At 65.6% G+C, this 22,078-nt stretch carries 20 protein-coding genes and 1 pseudogene; 18 read left to right on the forward strand and 3 right to left on the reverse strand.

Annotated elements, in window-relative coordinates; translation table 11 throughout:
• Positions 1 to 91 (forward strand): annotated as a pseudogene (locus NNZ72_RS25630) (IS200/IS605 family transposase); the annotation flags it as partial.
• Positions 92 to 304: 213 nt separating this feature from the next.
• On the opposite strand, the gene NNZ72_RS24150 reads toward NNZ72_RS25630, so the two are convergent.
• Positions 305 to 1,345 carry a LacI family transcriptional regulator gene (locus tag NNZ72_RS24150; RefSeq protein ID WP_257318226.1) on the reverse strand — a complete coding sequence of 347 codons (1,041 nt, stop codon included), beginning with the start codon at positions 1,343 to 1,345 and terminating at the stop codon, positions 305 to 307.
• 434 nt (positions 1,346 to 1,779) lie between these two features.
• Between NNZ72_RS24150 and NNZ72_RS24155 the strand changes: the two genes are divergently transcribed.
• The 10 genes from NNZ72_RS24155 to NNZ72_RS24200 all read left to right on the forward strand — a co-directional run bounded on the left by NNZ72_RS24155 (position 1,780) and on the right by NNZ72_RS24200 (position 14,441).
• The gene (locus NNZ72_RS24155) at positions 1,780 to 3,015 is read left to right on the forward strand and encodes an ABC transporter substrate-binding protein (RefSeq protein ID WP_257318227.1); all 1,236 of its coding nucleotides are present in this window, start codon (positions 1,780 to 1,782) and stop codon (positions 3,013 to 3,015) included.
• A 245-nt stretch (positions 3,016 to 3,260) separates the two neighbouring features.
• Entirely contained in the window at positions 3,261 to 4,163 is a 903-nt protein-coding gene (locus NNZ72_RS24160; protein WP_257318246.1) for a carbohydrate ABC transporter permease, read from the forward strand.
• A 10-nt stretch (positions 4,164 to 4,173) separates the two neighbouring features.
• The gene (locus NNZ72_RS24165) at positions 4,174 to 5,094 is read left to right on the forward strand and encodes a carbohydrate ABC transporter permease (RefSeq protein WP_257318247.1); all 921 of its coding nucleotides are present in this window, start codon (positions 4,174 to 4,176) and stop codon (positions 5,092 to 5,094) included.
• A gap of 4 nt (positions 5,095 to 5,098) precedes the next feature.
• Entirely contained in the window at positions 5,099 to 6,178 is a 1,080-nt protein-coding gene (locus tag NNZ72_RS24170) for an ABC transporter ATP-binding protein (RefSeq protein WP_257318228.1), read from the forward strand.
• A gap of 313 nt (positions 6,179 to 6,491) precedes the next feature.
• Positions 6,492 to 8,933, forward strand: coding sequence for a beta-mannosidase (locus tag NNZ72_RS24175; RefSeq protein WP_257318229.1), 2,442 nt, complete (start codon positions 6,492 to 6,494; stop codon positions 8,931 to 8,933).
• The gene (locus tag NNZ72_RS24180; RefSeq protein WP_257318230.1) at positions 8,930 to 9,619 is read left to right on the forward strand and encodes a D-lyxose/D-mannose family sugar isomerase; all 690 of its coding nucleotides are present in this window, start codon (positions 8,930 to 8,932) and stop codon (positions 9,617 to 9,619) included. Before NNZ72_RS24175 ends, NNZ72_RS24180 begins: the two co-directional genes overlap by 4 nt.
• A 15-nt stretch (positions 9,620 to 9,634) precedes the next feature.
• The gene (locus NNZ72_RS24185; protein ID WP_257318231.1) at positions 9,635 to 10,396 is read left to right on the forward strand and encodes a sugar phosphate isomerase/epimerase family protein; all 762 of its coding nucleotides are present in this window, start codon (positions 9,635 to 9,637) and stop codon (positions 10,394 to 10,396) included.
• A 12-nt stretch (positions 10,397 to 10,408) separates the two neighbouring features.
• Positions 10,409 to 11,542, forward strand: coding sequence for a Gfo/Idh/MocA family protein (locus tag NNZ72_RS24190; protein WP_257318232.1), 1,134 nt, complete (start codon positions 10,409 to 10,411; stop codon positions 11,540 to 11,542).
• A 200-nt stretch (positions 11,543 to 11,742) separates the two neighbouring features.
• The gene (mgrA, locus tag NNZ72_RS24195) at positions 11,743 to 12,774 is read left to right on the forward strand and encodes an L-glyceraldehyde 3-phosphate reductase (protein ID WP_257318233.1); all 1,032 of its coding nucleotides are present in this window, start codon (positions 11,743 to 11,745) and stop codon (positions 12,772 to 12,774) included.
• Positions 12,775 to 12,830: 56 nt separating this feature from the next.
• On the forward strand, positions 12,831 to 14,441 hold the full coding sequence (locus tag NNZ72_RS24200) for a glycoside hydrolase family 43 protein (RefSeq protein WP_257318248.1): 1,611 nt from the start codon (positions 12,831 to 12,833) through the stop codon (positions 14,439 to 14,441).
• Here NNZ72_RS24200 and znuA read toward each other — a convergent pair whose 3' ends face one another.
• Positions 14,442 to 15,470: a zinc ABC transporter substrate-binding protein ZnuA gene (znuA, locus tag NNZ72_RS24205; RefSeq protein ID WP_257318234.1), complete on the reverse strand. Its 1,029-nt coding sequence runs from the start codon at positions 15,468 to 15,470 to the stop codon at positions 14,442 to 14,444.
• A gap of 104 nt (positions 15,471 to 15,574) precedes the next feature.
• On the opposite strand from znuA, the gene NNZ72_RS24210 reads away from it, so the two are divergent.
• Genes NNZ72_RS24210 through NNZ72_RS24220 form a run of 3 tightly spaced genes read left to right on the forward strand, consistent with a single transcriptional unit; the run spans position 15,575 to position 17,701 of the window.
• Positions 15,575 to 16,504 (forward strand): ATP-binding cassette domain-containing protein, encoded by a 930-nt coding sequence (locus NNZ72_RS24210; RefSeq protein WP_257318235.1) that lies wholly within the window; start codon positions 15,575 to 15,577, stop codon positions 16,502 to 16,504.
• Entirely contained in the window at positions 16,497 to 17,309 is an 813-nt protein-coding gene (locus NNZ72_RS24215; RefSeq protein ID WP_257318236.1) for a metal ABC transporter permease, read from the forward strand. The genes NNZ72_RS24210 and NNZ72_RS24215 overlap by 8 nt, the downstream gene beginning before the upstream one ends.
• Positions 17,306 to 17,701: a Fur family transcriptional regulator gene (locus tag NNZ72_RS24220; protein ID WP_257318237.1), complete on the forward strand. Its 396-nt coding sequence runs from the start codon at positions 17,306 to 17,308 to the stop codon at positions 17,699 to 17,701. The genes NNZ72_RS24215 and NNZ72_RS24220 overlap by 4 nt, the downstream gene beginning before the upstream one ends.
• Here NNZ72_RS24220 and NNZ72_RS24225 read toward each other — a convergent pair.
• On the reverse strand, positions 17,698 to 18,228 hold the full coding sequence (locus NNZ72_RS24225; protein WP_257318238.1) for a gamma carbonic anhydrase family protein: 531 nt from the start codon (positions 18,226 to 18,228) through the stop codon (positions 17,698 to 17,700). The genes NNZ72_RS24220 and NNZ72_RS24225 overlap by 4 nt on opposite strands.
• A gap of 103 nt (positions 18,229 to 18,331) precedes the next feature.
• Here NNZ72_RS24225 and dusA point away from each other — a divergent pair, with 103 nt between their 5' ends.
• The 4 genes from dusA to NNZ72_RS24245 all read left to right on the forward strand — a co-directional run bounded on the left by dusA (position 18,332) and on the right by NNZ72_RS24245 (position 22,068).
• Positions 18,332 to 19,402, forward strand: a complete 1,071-nt coding sequence (gene dusA, locus NNZ72_RS24230; protein ID WP_257318239.1) for a tRNA dihydrouridine(20/20a) synthase DusA — start codon at positions 18,332 to 18,334, stop codon at positions 19,400 to 19,402.
• Between the two features lie 157 nt (positions 19,403 to 19,559).
• Positions 19,560 to 20,132 carry a J domain-containing protein gene (locus NNZ72_RS24235; RefSeq protein WP_257318249.1) on the forward strand — a complete coding sequence of 191 codons (573 nt, stop codon included), beginning with the start codon at positions 19,560 to 19,562 and terminating at the stop codon, positions 20,130 to 20,132.
• Between the two features lie 298 nt (positions 20,133 to 20,430).
• Positions 20,431 to 21,465 carry a ParA family protein gene (locus tag NNZ72_RS24240; RefSeq protein WP_257318240.1) on the forward strand — a complete coding sequence of 345 codons (1,035 nt, stop codon included), beginning with the start codon at positions 20,431 to 20,433 and terminating at the stop codon, positions 21,463 to 21,465.
• Positions 21,466 to 21,588: 123 nt separating this feature from the next.
• The gene (locus NNZ72_RS24245; RefSeq protein WP_257318241.1) at positions 21,589 to 22,068 is read left to right on the forward strand and encodes a hypothetical protein; all 480 of its coding nucleotides are present in this window, start codon (positions 21,589 to 21,591) and stop codon (positions 22,066 to 22,068) included.
• Positions 22,069 to 22,078: the final 10 nt, after the last annotated feature.

The following is a 22,078-nucleotide window of genomic DNA, read 5'->3' on the forward strand; positions in this document are numbered from 1 at the left end:
TGATCAGCAGGTCGTCAGACGTTATATCCGTAATCAGGAAAAGGCCGACAAAGCTTCCGACTTTGCCGACCTCTTTAATCGTAGCTACTAACTTATAACAAAACCGCTTCTAGCGGTTCAAGCGCAGCGTTTCAAACCTCCACCTCTGGTGGAGGTCATGACTTCCGGGAGGGGTTTTTGCCCCTCACCTGCCTGCCGGCATCCTCTCCCCGCAAGCGGGCGAGGAACCGATGCCGTCCCGTTTTCACCTTCTCCCCGCTTGCGGGGAGAAGGTGGCGGCAGCCGGATGAGGGGCAGGGCCCGACTACGTCCCCGTCGGGATCGGGTCGCTCAGCGTCTGCAGCTCCTCCGCCGGGCGGCCGGCGATGCGGGCGATCACGGCCTTGGCGAGCTCGCGGCCGGCGAGGCGGATGTCCTCGCGCATGGTCATGACCTCCGGCCGCAGCCATTGCAGGAACATGTGCGGTTCCTTGGAGACCATGTCGATGTCGTGGCCGAGCCGGCGCCCGGCACTTTCCACCGCGGCGATCAGCGCCACGGCGCCCGAGCCGCTGCCGGAGACGATGCCGTCCGGCGCGTCGGGGCCCGACAGCAGCGCCTCGCCGGCCGCGCGGATGTCGACGAGGCTCGAATCGAGGTCGACCCGGCCGAAGGGCACGGCCGTGGCGCCGAAATCGCGCACACCCTTCTCGAAGCCCGCGCGCATGTGCAGGTGGAAGGTGAGGTAGGGCGGCGGCTGCAGGAGCGCCAGCCGCCTGCGCCCGCGCCCGACGAGCCGGCGCACCGCCTCGTAGGCGAAGCGCTCGTTGTCGAAGTCGTGGAACGGATGGACGAGGCCCATCTCGGTGCGGCCGTGCGTGACGAAGGGGAAGTTGCGCTCCATCATCAGCGCCACGCGCGGGTCCTTCGGCTCCGTGCGCGAGATGATGACGCCGTCGGCGGCGGCCGTGTCGAGCACGTAGCGCACCGGATCGAGCGGATTGCCCTGGGCGCGGTAGGGGGTGACGACGAGGTGGTACTGGGTCGTGGCGAGCACCTCGGAGATGCCCATCACCATCGGGCTCGTCAGGCCCATGATCTCTTCTTCCAGGCTGAGGATGAGGCTGATGACGTTGGTCTTGCCGGTGCGCAGGCGCACGCCGGCGCGGTTCGGCTGGTAGCCGATGCGCTGGGCGACGAGCCGCACCCGCTCCTTCGTCTCGGCGCCGATGTCGGGCGCGTCCTTCAACGCCCGCGACACGGTGGTGATGCCGAGCCCGGTCATGAAGGCGATCGTCTTCAGCGTCGGCCGCTCGCTGGGCGGCGAGGGCGCTGCCGGCCTCTCCTCGTTCGTCTTCCTGTCCATGTCCCGCCTGCCGTCTCCGCGCCGTCGCGGGCGGTTATACACGGTTTGGCCCGTGCCGCCACTGCGCACCCGCGAGGCAGATAAATCTGTAACGATGCAGGAGATTTGTCGAGCCGGAAATTGCCGCAGCCGCCAATTCGGCGACGCGGCAACCTCTTGTGCGTCGCCGAGGAAGCGTCTGTGCGCTTGCGAAGCCCACTTTATGGAAATGCCAAAAGTCAGAAGATAAGATTGTTTTAAATCAAATACTTGGGAGAAAGAACTTGAGCTCTTGAGAGTTTGAATCCGCTTGCGGATCGGCTGTCTCATTGCCCATGAGAAGTGCGTGATTCCTGCCAAAAAATAAAAAACCGACCGATCCGCAGATGGCGGTTGCGCCGCTAAATCGATTGTACTAGCCTTTTACGGCAACGTTTCAGGAAGGGAGGAATTTCATGAAACTTCGCTCTTTGGCTGCCGTCATGGCGGCGACCGTCGTGCTGCCGCTTGCAGCGGCGCAGGCGACCGACCTCGAAGTGACCCATTGGTGGACGTCCGGGGGCGAGGCCGCGGCGGTCGCCGAGCTTGCCAAGGCCTTCGACGCGACCGGCAATAAGTGGATCGACGGCGCCATCGCCGGCTCCGGCGGCACGGCGCGGCCGATCATGGTGAGCCGCATCACCGGCGGCGACCCGATGGCTGCCACGCAGTTCAACCACGGCCGCCAGGCGGAGGAGCTGGTCGAGGCGGGGCTGATGCGCGACCTGACCGACGTGGCGACGCGCGAGAACTGGAAGGAGATCGTCAAGCCGTCGAGCCTGCTCGACAGCTGCACCATCGACGGCAAGATCTATTGCGCGCCGGTCAACATCCATTCCTGGCAGTGGCTGTGGCTGTCGAACGCCGCCTTCGAGAAGGCCGGCGTCGCCGTGCCGAAGAACTGGGACGAGTTCGTCGCCGCCGCGCCTGCGCTGGAGGCGGCCGGCATCGTCCCGCTCGCCGTCGGCGGCCAGCCCTGGCAGGCGGCCGGCGCCTTCGACGTGCTGATGGTGGCGATCGCCGGCAAGGACACCTTCTACAAGGTCTTCAAGGACAAGGACGCGGAGGCCGCGGCGGGTCCCGAGATCGCCAAGGTGTTCAAGGCCGCCGACGACGCGCGCCGCATGTCCAAGGGCACCAACGTGCAGGACTGGAACCAGGCCACCAACCTCGTCATCACCGGCAAGGCGGGCGGGCAGATCATGGGCGACTGGGCGCAGGGCGAGTTCGCGCTGGCCGGCCAGATCGCCGGCAAGGACTATACCTGCCTGCCGGGCCTCGGCGTCAACGAGATCATCTCGACCGGGGGCGACGCCTTCTACTTCCCCGTGCTGAAGGACGAGGAGAAGTCCAAGGTGCAGGACGTTCTCGCCGCGACGCTTCTCGCCCCCGAGACGCAGGTCGCCTTCAACCTCAAGAAGGGCTCGCTGCCGGTGCGCGGCGACGTCGACCTCGCGGCCGCCAACGACTGCATGAAGAAGGGCCTGGAGATCCTTGCCGCCGGCAACGTCATCGAGGGCACCGACCAGCTGCTCTCGGCCGACAGCCAGAAGCAGAAAGAGGACCTCTTCTCCGAGTTCTTCGCCAATCCGTCGATGACGCCGGAGGACGCGCAGAAGCGCTTCGCCGACATCATCGCCTCGGCAGACTGAGCGGCGGGGCGTCGCTCGCGGCAATTTGCCCCTCACCCTAGCCCTCTCCCCGTAAACGGGGAGAGGGGACCTGCCCTGCGAAAGGACGATGGTCTGGGAAAGCGGCCCGGCAAATCTCCTTCTCCCCGCTTGCGGGGAGAAGGTGGCCGGCAGGCCGGATGAGGGGCGAATTCGCCTATGCCATGACCCGACCGGAGCGGGAGAGGCAGCGCTTCGCCCCGATCGACATCAAGGAGGAGACCCTCATGACGAGCCAGGCGGATGCCGGTCGACCCAGCAGGCTGTTGCGCAACCTGAGCGCCAAGATCGCCTCCATCCCGATGATGCTGACGGCGGTCGTCATCTTCCTCGGCGGGACGCTGTGGACCGTCGTCTATTCGTTCACCAACTCGAAGCTCCTGCCGCGCCTCTCCTATGTCGGCCTCGACCAGTACGAGCGGCTGTGGGCGGCACCGCGCTGGGTCGTGTCGATCCAGAATCTGGCCATCTACGGCTTCTTCACCCTCGTCTTCAGTCTGGTGATGGGCTTCGTGCTGGCCGCGCTGATGGACCAGAAGATCCGCTTCGAGAACACCTTCCGCACGATCTTCCTCTATCCCTTCGCGCTGTCCTTCATCGTCACCGGCCTCGTCTGGCAATGGATCCTAAACCCGGAATTCGGCATCCAGTCCGTCGTGCGCAGCCTCGGCTTCACCGGCTTCACCTTCGATCCGCTCTACGATTCCGACATCGTCATCTACGGCATCCTGATCGCCGGGCTGTGGCAGGGCACGGGCCTCGTCATGTGCCTGCTGCTCGCAGGCCTGCGCGGCATCGACGAGGACATCTGGAAGGCCGCGCGCGTCGACGGCATCCCGGTGTGGCGCACCTATCTCTTCATCGTCATCCCGATGATGCGACCGGTCTTCATCACCACGCTCGTCATCATCGCCAGCGGCATCGTCCGCGTCTACGACCTCGTCGTCGCCCAGACCAGCGGCGGGCCGGGCATCGCCTCCGAGGTGCCGGCCAAATACGTCTACGACTACATGTTCCAGGCGCAGAACCTCGGACAGGGTTTCGCCGCCTCGACGATGATGCTCGTCACCGTCGCCATCATCATCGTGCCCTGGGCCTATCTCGAATTCGGAGGACGCAGGCGTGGCTGACACTTTTGCTCTGAAAGACGGCCCGGCGCTCGCCGCCGCGCGCAAGGCCGGCGTCGAGCCCGCCGGCCGCCGGCCGCGGCGGATGCTCTCCGGCCGCAACATCATGATCTACGGCACGCTCTTCGTCGCCGCCGTCTACTACCTCCTGCCGCTCTACGTGATGATCGTCACCTCCATCAAGGGCATGCCGGAGATCCGGCTCGGCAACATCTTCTCGCCGCCGATGGAGATCACGCTGGAGCCCTGGGCCAAGGCCTGGGCGAGCGCCTGCACCGGCCTCAACTGCGACGGGCTCTCGCGCGGCTTCTGGAACTCGGTGCGCATCACCGTGCCCTCGACGCTGATCTCGATCCTGATCGCCTCGATCAACGGCTACGCGCTCGCCAACTGGAAGTTCAAGGGTGCCGACGTCTTCTTCACGATCCTGATCGTCGGCGCCTTCATCCCCTATCAGGTGATGCTCTACCCGATCGTCATCGTGCTGCGCGAGATGGGCATCTACGGCACGCTGACCGGCCTCGTCATCGTCCACACGATCTTCGGCATGCCGATCCTGACGCTGCTCTTCCGCAACTATTTCGCCTCGCTCCCCTCGGAGCTGTTCAAGGCGGCGCGCATCGACGGGGCGGGGTTCTGGCAGATCTATTTCCGCATCATGCTGCCGATGTCGCTGCCGATCTTCGTCGTGGCGATGATCCTGCAGGTCACCGGCATCTGGAACGACTTCCTGTTCGGCGTCGTCTTCACCCGGCCGGAATACTATCCGATGACCGTGCAGCTCAACAACATCGTCAATTCCGTCCAGGGCGTGAAGGAATACAACGTCAACATGGCGGCGACGCTGCTCACCGGCGCGGTCCCGCTCATCGTCTATTTCGTCTCCGGACGCCTCTTCGTCCGGGGCATCGCCGCCGGCGCAGTCAAGGGTTGAGCACATGACGCATTCCGTCTCCATCAAGGACCTGTCTTTGAGCTTCGGCGCGGTCAAGGTGCTGGAAAACCTCAATCTCGACATCGGCGAGGGCGAGTTCCTCGTGCTGCTCGGCTCGTCGGGCTGCGGGAAGTCGACGCTGCTCAACTGCATCGCCGGCCTGCTGGAGCCGACCGGCGGGCGGATCTTCATCAAGGGGCGCAACGTCACCTGGGAGGAGCCGAAGGACCGCGGTATCGGCATGGTGTTCCAGTCCTATGCGCTCTACCCGCAGATGACGGTGGAGAAGAACCTCTCCTTCGGCCTGCAGGTGGCGCGCATGCCGAAGGCGGAGATCGACCGGCGCGTCGGGCGCGCGGCAGAAATCCTGCAGATCAGCCCCTTCCTCAAGCGCAAGCCGTCGGAGCTTTCCGGCGGCCAGCGCCAGCGCGTGGCGATCGGCCGGGCGCTGGTGCGCGACGTCGACGTCTTCCTGTTCGACGAGCCGCTGTCGAACCTCGACGCCAAGCTGCGCTCGGAGCTGCGCGTCGAGATCAAGCGGCTGCACCAGTCGCTGAAGAACACGATGATCTACGTCACCCACGACCAGATCGAGGCGCTGACGCTCGCCGACCGCATCGCCATCATGAAGAGCGGCGTCATCCAGCAGCTCGCCGACCCGAACACGATCTACAACGCGCCGAGGAACATGTTCGTCGCCGGCTTCATCGGCTCGCCGTCGATGAACTTTCTGCACGGCGAGATCGCCGAAAGGGAGGGCCGTCTGGTCTTCACGACGGACGGCGTCGACTTTCCGCTCGACGGCTACCGGTCGGGGGAGACGCTTGCCGCCGGCCGCAAGGTCGTGCTCGGCGTTCGCCCGGAGCATGTCAGGGTGAACGAGGACGGCGAGACGCACGAGGCGACCGTCGACATCGAGGAGCCGATGGGGGCGGACAACCTGCTCTGGCTGAAGCTCGCCGGCCATACGCTGTCGGTGCGCGTCGGCGGCGCGCGGCGGTTTGCGCCGGGCACGGCGGTCAGGCTCTCCTTCGACATGGCGCTCGCCTCGCTGTTCGATGCGGGGACGGAGGAGAGGATCTAGGCATGGCGATGCATGGCTGCCCCCCTCCGGCCTGCCGGCCGTCTCCCCCTCAAGGGTGGGCTCTCGCCTATGGAATTGCGAGGGCGCGTCCTGCCCCTTCTCCCCGGCGGGGAGAAGGTCGCGGCAGCGGGATGAGGGGGTGCCGCAGGCAAGATGCGGCGAACTTGCCCCCTCATCCGACCCTTCGGGCCACCTTCTCCCCGCCGGGGAGAAGGGGACGCGGCGACGTCGCGCTCCTATGCGGTAGCCCAGCCGTTGAGGGGGAGACGGCCGGCAGGCCGGAGGCGGGTAATACCCGCACCGGAGGCACGCCATGACTTCCCACATCGACCTCTCCGGCACCTGGCAACTCGCCAGCCTCGACGGCAGCCACAGCGCGCCGATGGCCATCCCCGGCGACGTGCACACCGCGCTCCTCGCCGCCGGCCTGATCCCCGACCCCTATGCCGGCCGCAACGAGCGCGACGTGCAATGGGTGGCGGCGAAGGACTGGGCGATCGAGCGGACCTTCGACCTGACGCCGGAGATGCTGGAGGGCGACTGGTATCTCGATATCGAGAGCATCGACACGGTCGCCTCCGTCTATGTCAACGGCGTGCTGGTGCAGGATGCCGACAACTGCTTCCGCCGCTTCCGCCCCGACGTCACCGCGGCGCTGAAGGCGGGCGCGAACGCCGTGCGCGTCGTCATCCATTCGAGCATCGCGGCGGGCGCGGCGCGGCAGGCGGAGCAGCCCTTCTTCGTGCCCTGGCACGAGGGCAACTCGCCGATCGCCAACGGCAACATGCTGCGGAAACCCCAGTGCCATTTCGGCTGGGACTGGAACGTCGCCATCGCGCCCCTCGGCATCTACGGCTCGATCGTGCTCCGCCGGCTGGAGGTCGCGCGCATCGAGCACGTGACGACGCGCCAGTTCCACCATGCCGACGGCGCCGTCGACCTCTACGTGACGGCGACGCTCTTCGCCGCCGGGCCCGGCATCCTGCCGGTGCATTTCTCGCTCGGGGCCGAGCGCGTCCGCCTCGACGTCGGCATCGAGGCCGGCGAGACGCAGCTCACCCATCTCTTTCGCATCGACGCGCCAAAACTCTGGTGGCCGGCGGGCAGCGGCGCGCAGCCGCTTCTGGAGGTCGTCGTCGAGACGCCGGCGGACCGCGTCAGCCGCCGCGTCGGCCTGCGCCGCGTCGAGCTCGTCACCGATGCCGATGAGGCGGGCAGCCGCTTCGCGCTCAGGGTCAACGGAAGGGAGATCTTCTGCCGCGGCGCCAACTGGATCCCCGCCGACGCGCTGCCGTCGCGCATCACCCCCGAGGCGGTGCGCGATCTCTTGCAATCCGCCGTCGACGCCAACATGAACATGATCCGCGTCTGGGGCGGCGGTTTTTATGAGGCAGACTGGTTCTACGACCTCTGCGACGAGCTCGGCCTGATGGTCTGGCAGGACTTCATGTTCGCCTGCAACCTCTATCCCTCCACCGTCGACTTCCTCGACAACGTGGCGGCGGAGGTCGACTACCAGGTCCGCCGGCTCTCCTCGCATCCGTCCATCGTGCTGTGGTGCGGCGACAACGAGCTGGTCGGCGCGCTCACCTGGTTCGACGTCAGCCGCAGGGACCGCGACCGCTACCTTGTTTCCTACGACCGCCTGAACCGGACGATCGAGACGGCGATGAAGAAGGCGGCGCCCGGCGCGATCTGGTGGCCGTCGAGCCCGGCGTCGGGCTATCTCGACTTCGGCGACGCCTGGCATGCGGACGGTTCCGGCGACATGCACTACTGGTCCGTCTGGCACGAGAACAAGTCCTTCGACGATTACCGAACCGTGCGCCCGCGCTTCTGCTCGGAATTCGGCTTCCAGTCCTACACCTCCATGCCGGTGATGAGGACCTTCGCCGCGCCCGCCGACATGAACATCGCCTCGCCGGTGATGGAGAGCCACCAGAAGAACGTCGGCGGCAACGAGCGCATCGCCGGCACCATGTTTCGCTACTTCCGCTTCCCGAAGGATTTCCCGAGCTTCGTCTATCTCAGCCAGATCCAGCAGGGGCTCGCCATCCGCACGGCGGTGGAATACTGGCGCTCGCTCAAACCCCATTGCATGGGCACGCTCTACTGGCAGCTCAACGACACCTGGCCCGTCGCCTCCTGGTCGAGCCTCGACCACGGCGGAAGCTGGAAGGCGATGCACTACATGGTGCGCCGCTTCTTCCAGCCGGTCGCCGTCGCCGCCGTCCCCTCGAAGGACGGCGAGACCATCGGCTTCTCCGTCGTCAACGACACGGCCGAGGCCGTCACGGTGAGGCTCGATACCTGGTTCGTCTCGCTTTCCGGCGAGCGCCGGCCCTATCGCAGCGCCGAGGGCCTGTGCGGGCCGGACCGGGCGGAGATGCTGTTTTCCGTCTTTGCCGCCGACCTGCCGGAGGACGAGCTGCTGTTCTGGTCCTTCGAGGCCTCGAACGGCATGCGCGGGGAAGGCCATCACGTCGCGGTCAACTACAAGGCGCTCGATCTTGCGCCCTCCGGCCTTGCGCTCGACGTCCGGCCGCGCGACGGTGCCTTCGAGGTGACGGCCTCGGCGAGCGGGCTCGCGCTGTACGTCATGCTGGAGGCCGACGTCGCCGGCCGCTGGTCGGACAACGCCTTCGATCTCACGGCCGGGGAGGCCCGGACCCTCGTCTTCACCCCGTCGGAAGCGGGCGCCGTGCCCGAATTCGGCTGGATCGACCTTCATTCCTGTCAGACGGTTCCCTCATGAAACGCAGCGAGATCAACGCCATCCTGGAAGAGGGCGAGGCCTTCATCCGCGCCTTCGGCTATCATATGCCGCCCTTCGCCGCCTGGTCGCCGGACGAGCTCCGCGAGCGGGTCGCGACCGACAGCGCCGCCATCCGCGCCGGCGATCTCGGCTGGGACATCACCGATTTCGGCTCCGGCGATTTCCCCCGCACCGGCCTCTTCCTCTTCACGGTGCGCAACGGCTCGGCCGAGGACCTGAAGCAGGGCCGCGGCATGCTCTATGCGGAAAAGATCATGATCGTCCGCGAGAACCAGCTCACGCCGATGCACCATCACATCGTCAAGGCCGAGGACATCATCAACCGCGGCGGCGGCGACCTCGTGCTCGAACTCTTCAACGTCGCGCCGGACGGCTCCGTCGACGGCGAGAGCGCGGTCGAGGTGGCGACCGACGGCCGGCTGCGACGCCTGAAAGCGGGCGAGCACCTGCGGCTGCGGCCCGGCGAGAGCGTCACCCTCCTGCCGCATCACTGGCACGCCTTCTGGGGCGAGGGCGGCGACGTGCTCGTCGGCGAGGTCTCCACGGTCAACGACGACCGCACCGACAACATCTTCCGCGATCCGGTCGGCCGCTTCGCCGCCGTCGAGGAGGACGAAAGACCCCAGCGCCTGCTGGTTTCCGATTACGACAACTGGTTGAAATAACGAGAGGACACGGCCATGGGAGACGTCAGCTTCCAGCTCTACAGCGCCCGCAACTTCCAGCCCTTCGCCGAGGTGTTCCGCATCCTCGCCGACGCCGGCTACACTCAGGTCGAGGGCTACGGCGCGCTCTACGACGAGCTCGACGAGGCCGGCGTGCAGCGTCTGAAGGCCGATCTCGACGCCAACGGGCTTGCCATGCCCACCGCCCATTTCGGCCTCGATCTCCTGGAGAGCGAGCCGGAGCGGGTGCTGTCGATCGCCCGCACGCTCGGCATCGAGGCGATCTACTGCCCCTATCTGCTGCCCGACCATCGGCCGGCGGACGCCGCCGGCTGGCATGCCTTCGGCGAGCGGCTGCAGAAGGCGGGCGCGCCGATCCGCGCGGCGGGGCTCACCTTCGGCTGGCACAACCATGATTTCGAGTTCTTCTCGCTGCCGGACGGCTCCGTGCCGCAGGACCATATCTTCGCCGGCGGGCCGGACCTCTCCTGGGAGGCCGATATCGCCTGGATCGTCCGCGGCGGCGCCGATCCGTTCGCGTGGATCGGGAAATACGGCGACCGCATCACCGCCGTCCATGTCAAGGACATCGCGCCGGCCGGCGAGAACGCCGAGGAGGACGGCTGGGCCGACGTCGGCCATGGCACCGTCGCCTGGGCCGATCTCTTCAAGGCGCTCGCCGGCTCGCCGGTCAGGCATTTCATCGTCGAGCACGACAATCCCAAGGACATCAACCGGCTCGCGACGCGCTCGATCGCGTCCGTCAAGGCATTCTGAGGACAGACCGTCATGGCTAAGGAATACGGAGTCGGCATCATCGGCTGCGGCAATATCTCGGGGGCCTATTTCAGGCTGATCCCGATCTTCAGGAACCTCCGGGTCGTCGCCTGTGCCGACATCAATCCCGCCGCGGCGAAGGCGCGGGCGGAGGAGTTCGGCGTGGAGGCGCAGGAGATCGAGGCGCTTCTGGCGAACCCGGCGGTCGACGTCGTCGTCAACCTGACGGTGCCGGAGGCGCATTACCCGGTATCGAGGAAGGTGCTGGAGGCCGGCAAGCATGTCTATTCGGAAAAGCCCTTCGTGCTGACGCTCGAGCAGGGCGAGGACCTGCGCCGCATCGCCGACGCGAAAAACCTCAAGGTCGGCTCGGCGCCGGACACCTATCTCGGCGGCTCGCACCAGTTCGTGCGCCACCTGATCGACAGCGGGCGCGTGGGAAAAATCATGTCGGGCACGGCGCATGTGCTGAGCCCCGGCATGGAGAGCTGGCATCCGAACCCGGACTTCTTCTTCGCGCCGGGCGGCGGGCCGATCCTCGACATGGGGCCCTACTACGTCAACAACCTCGTCAACCTGATCGGCCCGGTGAAGCGCGTCGTGGCGCTTGCCAACCGGGCGCACGAGGAGCGCACCATCGGCAACGGCCCGCGGCTCGGCGAGAAGGTGCCGGTCTCCGTCGCCACCAACATCCATGCGATCCTGGAATTTACAAACGGCGCGCAGGTCTCGCTGATGTCGAGCTGGGACGTCTGGGCGCACCGCCACCAGAACATGGAGCTCTACGGCACCGAGGGCGCCGTCTTCGTGCCGGACCCGAACTTCTTCGGCGGCCCGGTGGAGGTGGCGGGCAACGACCGGGAGCCGAAGGCGGTGGCGGTCTGGGACCATCCGCTCACCGCGCACAACTACCAGTTCGACTGGGGCACGCAGGCGAACTACCGCGGCATCGGCCTTGCCGACATGATGGCGGCGGTGGCGGCCGGCCGCGACCACCGCTGCTCGCTCGACCGCTCGCTGCACACGATCGACGTGCTGACGGCGATCCTGCGCTCGGCCGAGGAGGGCAGGGCGATCGACATCGTCACCACCTGCACCCAGCCGGAGGCGCTCGGCATCGAGGAGGCGCGGGCGCTCATGCGGTAGGGGACGTCTTCCCTTCTCCCCATCGGGGAGAAGGTGGCCCGAAGGGCCGGATGAGGGGGTGGAACGAGCGGCACTTTCGCCTGCGGCGCCCCCTCATCCCGCTGCCGCGACCTCTCCCCGATGGGGAGAAGGGGGAATGCCTCTTGTGGCGGCGGCTGCGGGAGCGGTATTGAGACCTGCCCATACAGAAGGAGCATCCCATGGCCTGGCAGCCGGCGGAGAACCGCTACGACACCATGACCTACAACCGCGTCGGCCGGTCGGGGCTGAAGCTGCCGGCGATCTCGCTCGGGCTCTGGCACAATTTCGGCAACGACACGCCGCACGAGCGCAAGGTCGCCATGTGCCGCACGGCCTTCGACCTCGGCATCACCCATTTCGACCTCGCCAACAATTACGGCCCGCCGGGAGGCGCTGCCGAGACCGCCTTCGGCGCGATCCTGCGCACGGATTTCGCCGGCCTGCGCGACGAACTCGTGATCTCCTCCAAGGCCGGCTACGGCATGTGGCCGGGACCCTACGGCGAATGGGGCAGCCGCAAGTCCCTGATCGCCTCGTGCGACCAGAGCCTGAAGCGCCTCGGCCTCGACTATGTCGACATCTTCTATTCGCACCGCTTCGACCCGGACACGCCGCTTACGGAGACCTGCGGCGCGCTCGACCATATCGTGCGCTCCGGCCGCGCGCTCCATGTCGGCATCTCCTCCTACAATTCGCAGCGCACGCGCGAGGCGGCGGCGATCCTGAAGGACCTCGGCACGCCCTGCCTGATCCACCAGCCGAGCTATTCCATGCTCAACCGCTGGATCGAGGACGACGGCCTCATCGACACGCTCGACGAGCTCGGCATCGGCTCGATCGTCTTCTCGCCGCTGGCGCAGGGCATGCTGACGGAGAAATATCTCTCCGGCATCCCGGCCGACAGCCGCGCCGCGCGCGACGGCGCCCTCAAGAAGGACTTCATCCGTCCGCCGATCGTCGACAACATCCGCAAGCTCGCCGGGATCGCCGAGCGGCGCGGCCAGACGCTGGCGCAGATGGCGATCGCCTGGGTGCTGCGCGGCGGACGCGTCACCTCCGCGCTGATCGGCGCCAGCCGCGCGGAGCAGATCGTCGATTGCGTCAGGGCACTGGAAAGGCCCGATTTCTCCGCCGCGGAGCTGGCCGAGATCGACGTCCATGCCAGGGAGGCGGACATCAACCTGTGGGCCCGCTCCGCCGAGCGCGCCTGAATCCGCCGTGCCGGGTGTCCGGCAGGAGAACGACGCATGTGCACGAGGAGAAGCCGATGATCCGCAACCCGATCCTGCCGGGCTTCAACCCGGACCCCTCGATCTGCCGGGTGGGCCGGGACTATTACATCGCCACCTCCACCTTCGAGTGGTATCCCGGCGTGCAGATCCACCATTCGCGCGACCTCGTGAACTGGCGGCTCGTCGCCCGGCCGCTCAACCGGAAAAGCCAGCTCGACATGCGCGGCAATCCCGACAGCTGCGGCGTCTGGGCGCCGTGCCTGTCCTATGCCGACGGGCTGTTCTGGCTGGTCTATACGGACGTCAAGCGCTTCGACGGCAATTTCAAGGACGCGCACAACTTCATCGTCACGGCGGAAAGCGTCGACGGCGTGTGGTCCGATCCGGTCCACGTCAATTCCTCCGGCTTCGACCCCTCGCTGTTCCACGACGGGGACGGCCGGAAATGGTTCCTCAACATGCGCTGGAACCACCGGCCGGAGAACCATTCCGGCGCCGCGCACAATGCCTTCGACGGCATCCTGCTGCAGGAATGGGACCCGGCGGCGCGCCGGCTCGTCGGTCCGGCGAAGACCATCTTCGCGGGCAGCAGGCTCGGGCTGGTCGAGGCGCCGCATCTCTTCCGCCGCGACGGCTGGTACTATCTCACCACCGCCGAGGGCGGCACGGGCTACGAGCACGCCGTCACCATGGCGCGCTCGCGGACGATCGACGGGCCCTACGAGCTCCATCCCGACACCCATCTCTTCACGGCCAGGGACCATCCGGAGGCGCCCCTGCAGCGGGCCGGCCACGGGCAATATGTCGAGACGCCCGAGGGCGAGGCCTACCACACCCTTCTCTGCGGCCGGCCGCTGCCACCGCGGCGCCGCTGCACGCTCGGCCGCGAGACGGCCTTGCAGAAATGCGCTTGGCGCGACGACGGCTGGCTCTATCCGGCCTCGGGCTCGCCGGTGCCGGAGGTGGAGGTGGAGGCGCCTGCGGGCGCGGTGGCGCAGGAGAGGCCGGCCGCAGTCCTCCATGATTTTTCCGGCGGCGTGCTGCCCGCGGAATTCCAGTGGCTGCGCACGCCGGAGCCGGAGCGGATCTTCTCGCCGACCGCGCGGCCCGGGCATCTCAGGCTGTTCGGGCGGGAGAGCATCGGCAGCTGGTTCGAGCAGGCGCTGGTGGCGCGCCGGCAGGAGCATCACGCCTTCCGCGCCGAGACGGTCATCGAGGCGTCGCCCGAGGTCTACCAGCAGGCCGCAGGGCTGACGCATTATTACGGCCGCACCAAGTTCCACGCGCTCGGGCTGACGATGCATGAAAGGCTGGGACGGGTGCTGACCATCCTGTCCTGCCCCGGCGACTATCCGGAGGGCCGGCTGGAGTTTCCGGCCGGCAGCGGTGTCGCGGTCGGGGAGGGGGCGCTGGAACTGGCGGCGGAGGTGCGGGAGAACGATCTCCGGTTCTTCTGGCGCCCGGGCGGCGCCGGCGGCTGGCGGGCGATCGGCCCGGTGCTCGACGCCGGTGTCGTCTCGGACGAGGGCGGGCGCGGCGAGCACGGCTCCTTCACCGGCGCCTTCGTCGGCCTCTTCGCCTTCGACGTCAGCGGGCGGGCGATGCCGGCGGATTTCCGGCATCTCCGCTACGAAGCGCTCGGCTGATCAGCCGGCCGCGCCCAGGCAATCGCGCAGCGACGTGGCGAGGCCCTTCATCAGGTCGAAATAGAGATCGGGGCCGGCATCGTAGGTGGCGGCCTCGGGGTCGAGCGTGCCGGATTTCGCGGGCGTGCCCTCGATCACCACCTCGACCAGCTTCGGCTCGAACTGCGGCTCGGCGAAGACGCAGGTGGCCCCCAGCGTCTTCACCTTGTCGCGGATCTGCGAGAGCCGCTCGGCGCCGGGCAGCGTCTCCGGGCTGACGGTGATGGAGCCGGCGGCCTTCACGCCGTAGCGGTGCTCGAAATACTGGTAGGCGTCGTGGAAGACGATGAAGGGCCTGTCCCTGACCGGCGCGACGATGCCGGCGATCTCCTTGTCGAGCGCGTCGAGCCGGCCTTCCAGCGCGGCGAGATTGGCCTTGTAGGCGTCGGCATGCGCCGGGTCCTTCTCCGACAGCTTCGCCGCGATCTCGGCGGCGATGGCGCGGGCATTGCCGGGATCGAGCCAGAGGTGCATGTCGGTTTCGCCGTGCTCGTGGCCCTCGTGCCCGCCGCCTTCGGCATGGGCGTGGTCGTGGCCTTCCTCGCTCTCGCCCTCGGCCTCGTGGTCGTGACCGTCCCCGGCGGCGTGATCGTGGTCCTCTCCCTCGTGCACATGCGCCTCGAAGGGGCCGCCCTCGCGGAAGGGCAGCTTTTCGAGGCCGGGCGCGTCCTCCAGCTCCACGACCGTCGCCTTGCCGCCGAGCGTCTCCAGCGGCTTGTCGAGGAAGGCCTCCAGCCCGTGGCCGACCCAGAAGACCACGTCCGCCTCCTGCAGCGCCGCCGCGTTCGAGGGCTTGAGCGAATAGGTGTGCGGCGAGGCCGCGCCCTCGACGATCAGCCCCGGCTCGCCGACGCCGTCCATGATCGCGGCGACGAGCGAATGGATCGGCTTGATCGAGACGATCACCCTGGGGACGGCCTCCTGCGCCAGCGCAGGGCCGGCGGAGAGGAGGGCGGCGGAAAGGAAAAAGGCACGCAATGTCTTGTTCATCGGGGACTCCGTCTTGATCGGCAGGCGTAATGTTATTACATCAATTGCGTTATGCTATAACGTGTGCCATAGCAGGTGGCAACAGCCGCTTCGGAAAAAAATTGATGCTGCAGACCAACACCAGGACCGCCGCGCCGCTCGTCTCGCTGACGGGCGTCGGCGTGCGCCGGCAGGGCCGCTGGCTCGTGCGCGGCGTGGAATTCTCCATCGCGCCGGGCGAGATCGTCACGCTGATCGGCCCGAACGGCTCCGGCAAGTCGACCACCGCCAAGGCGGCGATCGGCGTCCTGAAGCCGGACGAGGGCAGCGTGGCGCGCAAGGCGGGCCTCAAGGTCGGCTACGTGCCGCAGAAGCTCTCGGTCGACTGGACCATGCCGCTCACCGTCGAGCGGCTGATGACGCTGACGGCGCCGCTGAAGCGGGCGGAGATCGACGCCGCGCTCGCCGCGACCGGCATCCGCCATCTCGCCCGCGCCGAGGTGCAGCATCTCTCCGGCGGCGAGTTCCAGCGCGCGCTGCTTTCCCGCGCCATCGCCCGCAAGCCGGACCTGCTGGTGCTCGACGAGCCGGTGCAGGGCGTCGACTTCTCCGGCGAGATCGCGCTCTACGACCTGATCAAGACGATCCGCAACACCACCGGCTGCGGCATCCTGCTGATCTCGCACGACCTGCACGTCGTCATGGCCGAGACGGACACGGTGATCTGCCTCAACGGCCACGTCTGCTGCCGCGGCACGCCGCAGGCGGTGAGCCGCAGCCCGGAATATCTGCGCCTGTTCGGCGCGCGGGCCGGCCAGACGCTCGCCTTCTACCAGCACCACCACGACCATACCCACCTGCCGGACGGCCGGGTGCTGCATGCCGACGGCTCGATCACCGAGGACTGCCGGCCGGACGACGGCCGCCACGACCTGCTGCCGACCGGCGGGCGGGCCGGGCCGATGCGCATCGTCCATACCCACGGCCCCGACTGCGGCTGCGGCCAGCATCCGGCGCCCGGCGGCGAGGCGGGCGGGGAGCGGCGCGATGCTTGACGACTTCTTCATCCGCGCGCTTGCCGCCGGCGTCGGGCTCGCCATCACCGTCGGGCCGCTCGGCTGCCTCGTCGTCTGGCGGCGCATGGCCTATTTCGGCGACACGATGGCGCATTCGGCGCTGCTCGGCGTGGCGCTGTCGCTGCTGATGGACCTCAACCTGACGCTCAGCGTCTTCGCCGTCGCCGCCATGGTCTCGGTGCTGCTGCTTCTCCTGCAGAAGCGCGGCACGCTGTCGACGGACGCGCTGCTCGGCATCCTGTCGCACGCGACGCTGGCGATCGGCCTCGTGCTCGTCTCCTTCATGACCTGGGTGAGGATCGACCTCGTCGGCTTCCTGTTCGGCGACATCCTCGCCGTGAGCCGCGGCGACGTCGATCTCGTCTGGGGCGGCGGCATCCTCGTGCTCTTCGCCGTCGTGCGGCTGTGGCGGCCGCTCGTCGCCTCCACGGTCAACCCCGAACTGGCGGAGGCCGAGGGGCTGGAGCCGGAGCGCGCGCGGCTCGTCTTCATGCTGCTGATGGCGCTCGTCATCGCCATCGCCATGAAGGTCGTCGGCATCCTGCTCATCACCTCGCTCCTGATCATCCCCGCCGCGACCGCCCGGCGCTTCTCCGCCAGCCCCGAGGCGATGGCCGTCGCCGCCTCGCTCGTCGGCACGGTCGCGGTCGTCGGCGGGCTGTTCGGCTCGCTGACGTTCGACACGCCCTCCGGCCCGTCCATCGTCGTGGCCGCGCTCGCGCTCTTCGTCGCGAGCCTCCTCACGCGGCCGCGCCCGGCCCTCAGACAAGGAGACCCCGCATGACCATGCAGCCGCTCACCCGCAACCAGGGCCTGGTCTTCGAGGTGCTGTCGCAGGCCGAGGCGCCGCTCAGCGCCTATTCGATCCTCGACAAGCTGCGCGGCGACGGTTTCCGCGCCCCCCTGCAGGTCTACCGGGCGCTCGACAAGCTTCTGGAGTTCGGCCTCGTGCACCGGCTCGAAAGCATCAACGCCTTCGTCGCCTGCGCCCATCCCGACGAGGACTGCCACGCCCACGGCGTCACCGCCTTCACCATCTGCGAGAGCTGCGGCAAGGTCACCGAGTTCCACGACCACACGATCGAGGAGCGGCTGAAGGCCTTCGCCCGCGACCGCAACTTCAAGACGGGCAAGACGACGATCGAGATCCGCGGCCTCTGCGCAGGCTGCGCCTAGGCGATAGGCTTCAGCCCCGCCCTGAAGCGCCGCCAGTTCTTCACGTAGCTTTCCGCCGAGCGGCGCAGGCCCTCGATCGCCGCCTCGTCCAGCGTGCGGATCGCCCTGGCGGGGCTGCCGACGATCAGCGAATTGTCGGGGAAGACCTTGCCTTCCGTCACCAGCGCGCCGGCGCCGACGAGCGAGTTCCTGCCGATCACCGCGCCGTTCAGCACCGTCGCGCCCATGCCGATCAGCGAGTTGTCGCCGATGGTGCAGCCGTGGATGATGGCGCCGTGGCCGATGGTGCAGCCCTCGCCGATCGTCGCCGGCTTACCGGGGTCGGTGTGCACCACGACGCCCTCCTGGATGTTCGAGCGGGCGCCGACGGTGATCGGCTCGTTGTCGCCGCGCAGCGTCGCGCCGAACCAGATGCCGACGTCCTCGCCGAGGATCACCCGGCCGATGACGTTGGCGTCCGGGGCGATCCAGTGGCGGTCTTCCGCCGGTAGCGTCGGCCGGTGGTCGTCGAGGGCATAAAGCGGCATGGTCTCCTCCGTGATTCCTGCCGCCACTCTAGCACTCGCCCGCCCGGACGGGGAAAGGCCCGCAGGGTGGTTTTTCCGCCGCCGATGCGCTATGAGCCCGGCCATGACATCCCGTTTCTTCTATCGAGACGCGCTTGCCGCGGGGGCGAAGATCTTCGCCACCGCGCCGATGATCGACTGGTCGGACAGCCGGTACCGCTATTTCGCGCGGCAGCTCACGCGGAATGCGCTCGTCTATACCGAGATGATCGTCGCCGACGCCGTCCTGCGCGGCAACCGCGAGCGGCTGCTCGCCCATCATCCGGCCGAGCATCCGGTGGCGCTGCAGCTCGGCGGCAGCGATCCGGCAAAGCTCGCGGCGGCGGCGCGGATCGGCGCGGATTTCGGCTACGACGAGATCAACCTCAACGTCGGCTGTCCCTCGGACCGGGTGCAGTCCGGCACCTTCGGCGCCTGCCTGATGCGCGAGCCGGAGACGGTCGCCGGCTGCGTGGCGGCGATGAAGGCGGCGGTCGCCGTCCCCGTCACGGTGAAGTGCCGCATCGGCGTCGACGACCAGGACCCGGAGGCGGCGCTGTTCGACCTCGTCTCGCAGGTCAAGAGTGCCGGCGTCGACGCCCTCTGGGTGCATGCGCGAAAGGCCTGGCTGCAGGGGCTGAGCCCGAAGGAGAACCGCGACATCCCGCCGCTCGACTACGGCATCGTGCGGCGGCTGAAGGCGGAAAATCCGAATCTTTTCATCGGGCTGAACGGCGGCCTTCACACGCTTTCGCAGGCCGTGGCCGAGACGGCCGGGCTCGACGGGGCGATGCTGGGGCGCGCGGCCTATCAGGACAGCGGCGTGCTCACCGGCGTCGACGCGCTCTTTCCCCATCCGTTCCGGCCGGAGACGCCGCCGGCCAGCACGCCGCTTCGCCCGCAGGACCTTCCCGCCGCCTATTGGGAAGAGGTGCGCGACGCGATGATGGACCATGCCGCCGCGGTCGTGGCCGGCGGCGGCCGGGTCGCCAACGTCACGCGCCATATGATCGGCCTCTTCCAGGGCTTTCCGGGCGCCCGGCGCTACCGGCAGATCCTTTCGGCCGACGCCACGCGGCCGGGCGCGGGGCCGGAGGTGATCGCCGCCGCCTTCGCGGCGGTCCTGTCCGCGCGCACGGCGGCGGCGGCGGAATAGCTTCCTGTGCATGGCCGCGCGGCGACCACAATTTCGTCCCGTCGCGGTTGGAAACTCGCCCTGCTTCGGGCTTGATGGCCGCCGGCCGAGCGGCTAGGTCTGGGGCATTCGAAGCGGAAGACAGACGGACGGGTGCTGCGTGATCGATCCCTATGCCATGCTCGGAATCGAGCGCGATGCCGACGACCAGGCGGTGAAGGCCGCCTATCGCAAGGCCGCCAAGGGCGTGCATCCCGATTCGGGCGGCGATGCCGACGCCTTCGCCCGGCTGCAGACCTGCTACGACCTGCTGCGCGATCCCGTGCGCCGCAAGGTCTATGACGACACCGGCTTCGACCCGCAGCTCGCCGACCCGCGCGACCTCAAGGGCCTGATGCTGCTGGAGCCGCTGGTCAACGACGTGATCCTCGACGAGCGCGAGCCCGGCAGCTTCGACCCGCTCGCCGCCATGCGCCGCAAACTCTCCGACGACATCGTCAAGAGCCGCTTCCACATCCTCGAGCTGGAGCGCCACCGCAACCGCGTGCGCCAGCACATCGACCGCCTCGGCCGCAAGCCCGGCACCGACTTCCTCGGCTCGATGCTGCGCGCCCGCTCGCAATCGATCGCCGACGCGATCCGCGACGCGGAAGGGCAGATCGCCGCGATCGAGCAGGCCTATGCGATGCTGGAGGGCTATTCCTACGAGCTCGCCGTCGCCGACATGCCGAAGGGCGAGGCGGCGGAGTAGGGGAGAGTAGGTTAAATCCTTTCAATAGGGCGTCTCTGATCGGCAGTGGCTGCCGCGCTCGGTGCTTTCTCCGTATTGCCAGAGAAGACCTTTTCGTCAGTGCGTTCGAGATAGGATATCGTCTTTCCGTATCGAAAGCGCTGCAATACCGTGTGATATATTCAGGGTAGACGAGGAGAGGATGGTATGGAGTGAAATTGCACTCATTGATCTATCTGGATTGTGTAATTTGTTAAACGAGGATCGACATATTCCCGGGAAAGAGTATGCTTACAAATGCATGATGTGAGGAAGGGCAATGACGGCGTATGCATTTTGGAATAATAAAGGCGGTGTTGGGAAAACTTATTTATCTTTTGTTGCTGCTTGTGAGTATGCTTACCGTAATCCCGAAGTGTTGGTTTATGTTATCGATTTGTGTCCCCAAGCAAATGTTTCAGAAATACTATTGGGGCCCGGTGAATTGGCGGAGGGATATCGCAGCCTGATTGAAAATCAATCTGTAAGGCGTACCATTGGAGGTTATATTGAGAAGCGTCTAAATTCTCCATTTGTTCCTATCAGCGATATTGATGAGTTCGTTTGTAAACCCAGCGAATTTAATAAGCGAATCCCTGAAAATATTCGTCTTGTTGCTGGAGATTATATCCTTGAGGTATTATCGGAGGCTATGCGTCAAGCTTCACAACTTGCTGTTCCCTTGGACTCCTGGTCTAAAGTGATGAGCTGGATAAGGGATTTAGTTAAACAGCTGCGTGCAGCGGCGGGGTATAATGAGACATTCTTTGTAATAGATTGTAATCCGAGCTTTGCAGTGTATACACAGATGGCACTAATTGCATCCGATCGTGTTATCGTTCCTTTTACAGCAGATGATAGCAGCCGGCGCGCAATAGAGAACGTGTTTGCGCTCTTGTATGGCATCGGAGAAGACCAGCTTTCGGCTTATGCAAAAATTTCCTTTTCTGAGAAAGCTATCTTGAATAGTGTTAACGTTCCAAAAATTCATACTATAGTAAATAATAGAGTCTCATACTATGAGGGAAAGCCAAGTAAGGCGTATTTGGCGGCCAGTAAGAGGGTGCAGGATACGGTTGATTTTATTTATTCCAAAAATAAAAGTCCATTCTATAACAAGAGAGTAAAGCCGTCAAGTGAATTTTCTGATATTAGGGATTATCATAGTGCGGCTATCGTTTCGAGTTTGACTGGTACGCCGGTCCATAAAATCTCTCCCGGACCAAAAAGAGTCGCTGGGGAAAGGGTTCAGTTGAACAAAGAGCCTCTTCAGAATTACAAAAAGGACTTATTAAGTTTTGTTAGTAGACTTTAGAGAATGTCATCTCTTGCGCTTCAAAGAATGATCTCTTCGGTTCGAAAATCGAACAAGTTGGATTCATTTCCTTCGTTAGTAAATATGCCTATTTCTGATAGGCAAATTTTTTACCATGCATGCATGGCTATGGACGTGGCTTCATGGAATGGTTACATCAATAGTATTATAAGAGAGTATCATAGTTGCATCGGTGGGGTAAATAATATTCATCTAATGAATTTTAGAAATTCACATAGTATGCTAATTGATCGGAGGCTGGAAAAATTTAATACACCGAATTTTGATAACACTAGGAATTTAATTGTTGAGTGTACAGGATTTGATCCTGTTGGAATATGGGGATGGCCACAGAGAGGGATGGTGTGGCAAGCGGTGCAGTCCCGTCTAAACGAGATTTTGAAGATTAGGCATAGTTTTGCACATGGTTTAAATTTCCCAAACTATATGTGGTTGCCGCAAAAAAATGGTCAAGCTTATCTAAATAAGAGTACAGTTTCTGAAGTGGAGCGGCTTTTGGTTCATTTGGCAACAGTTTTAGACATCGGACTTAGAAACCATATGTTTGTACAGTTTGGTGCTAATTGTATACCTTGGCGCTAAAGGCAGTGTT

Source organism: Shinella pollutisoli, from assembly GCF_024609765.1.
GTDB classification, from domain to species: Bacteria; Pseudomonadota; Alphaproteobacteria; order Rhizobiales; family Rhizobiaceae; genus Shinella; species Shinella pollutisoli.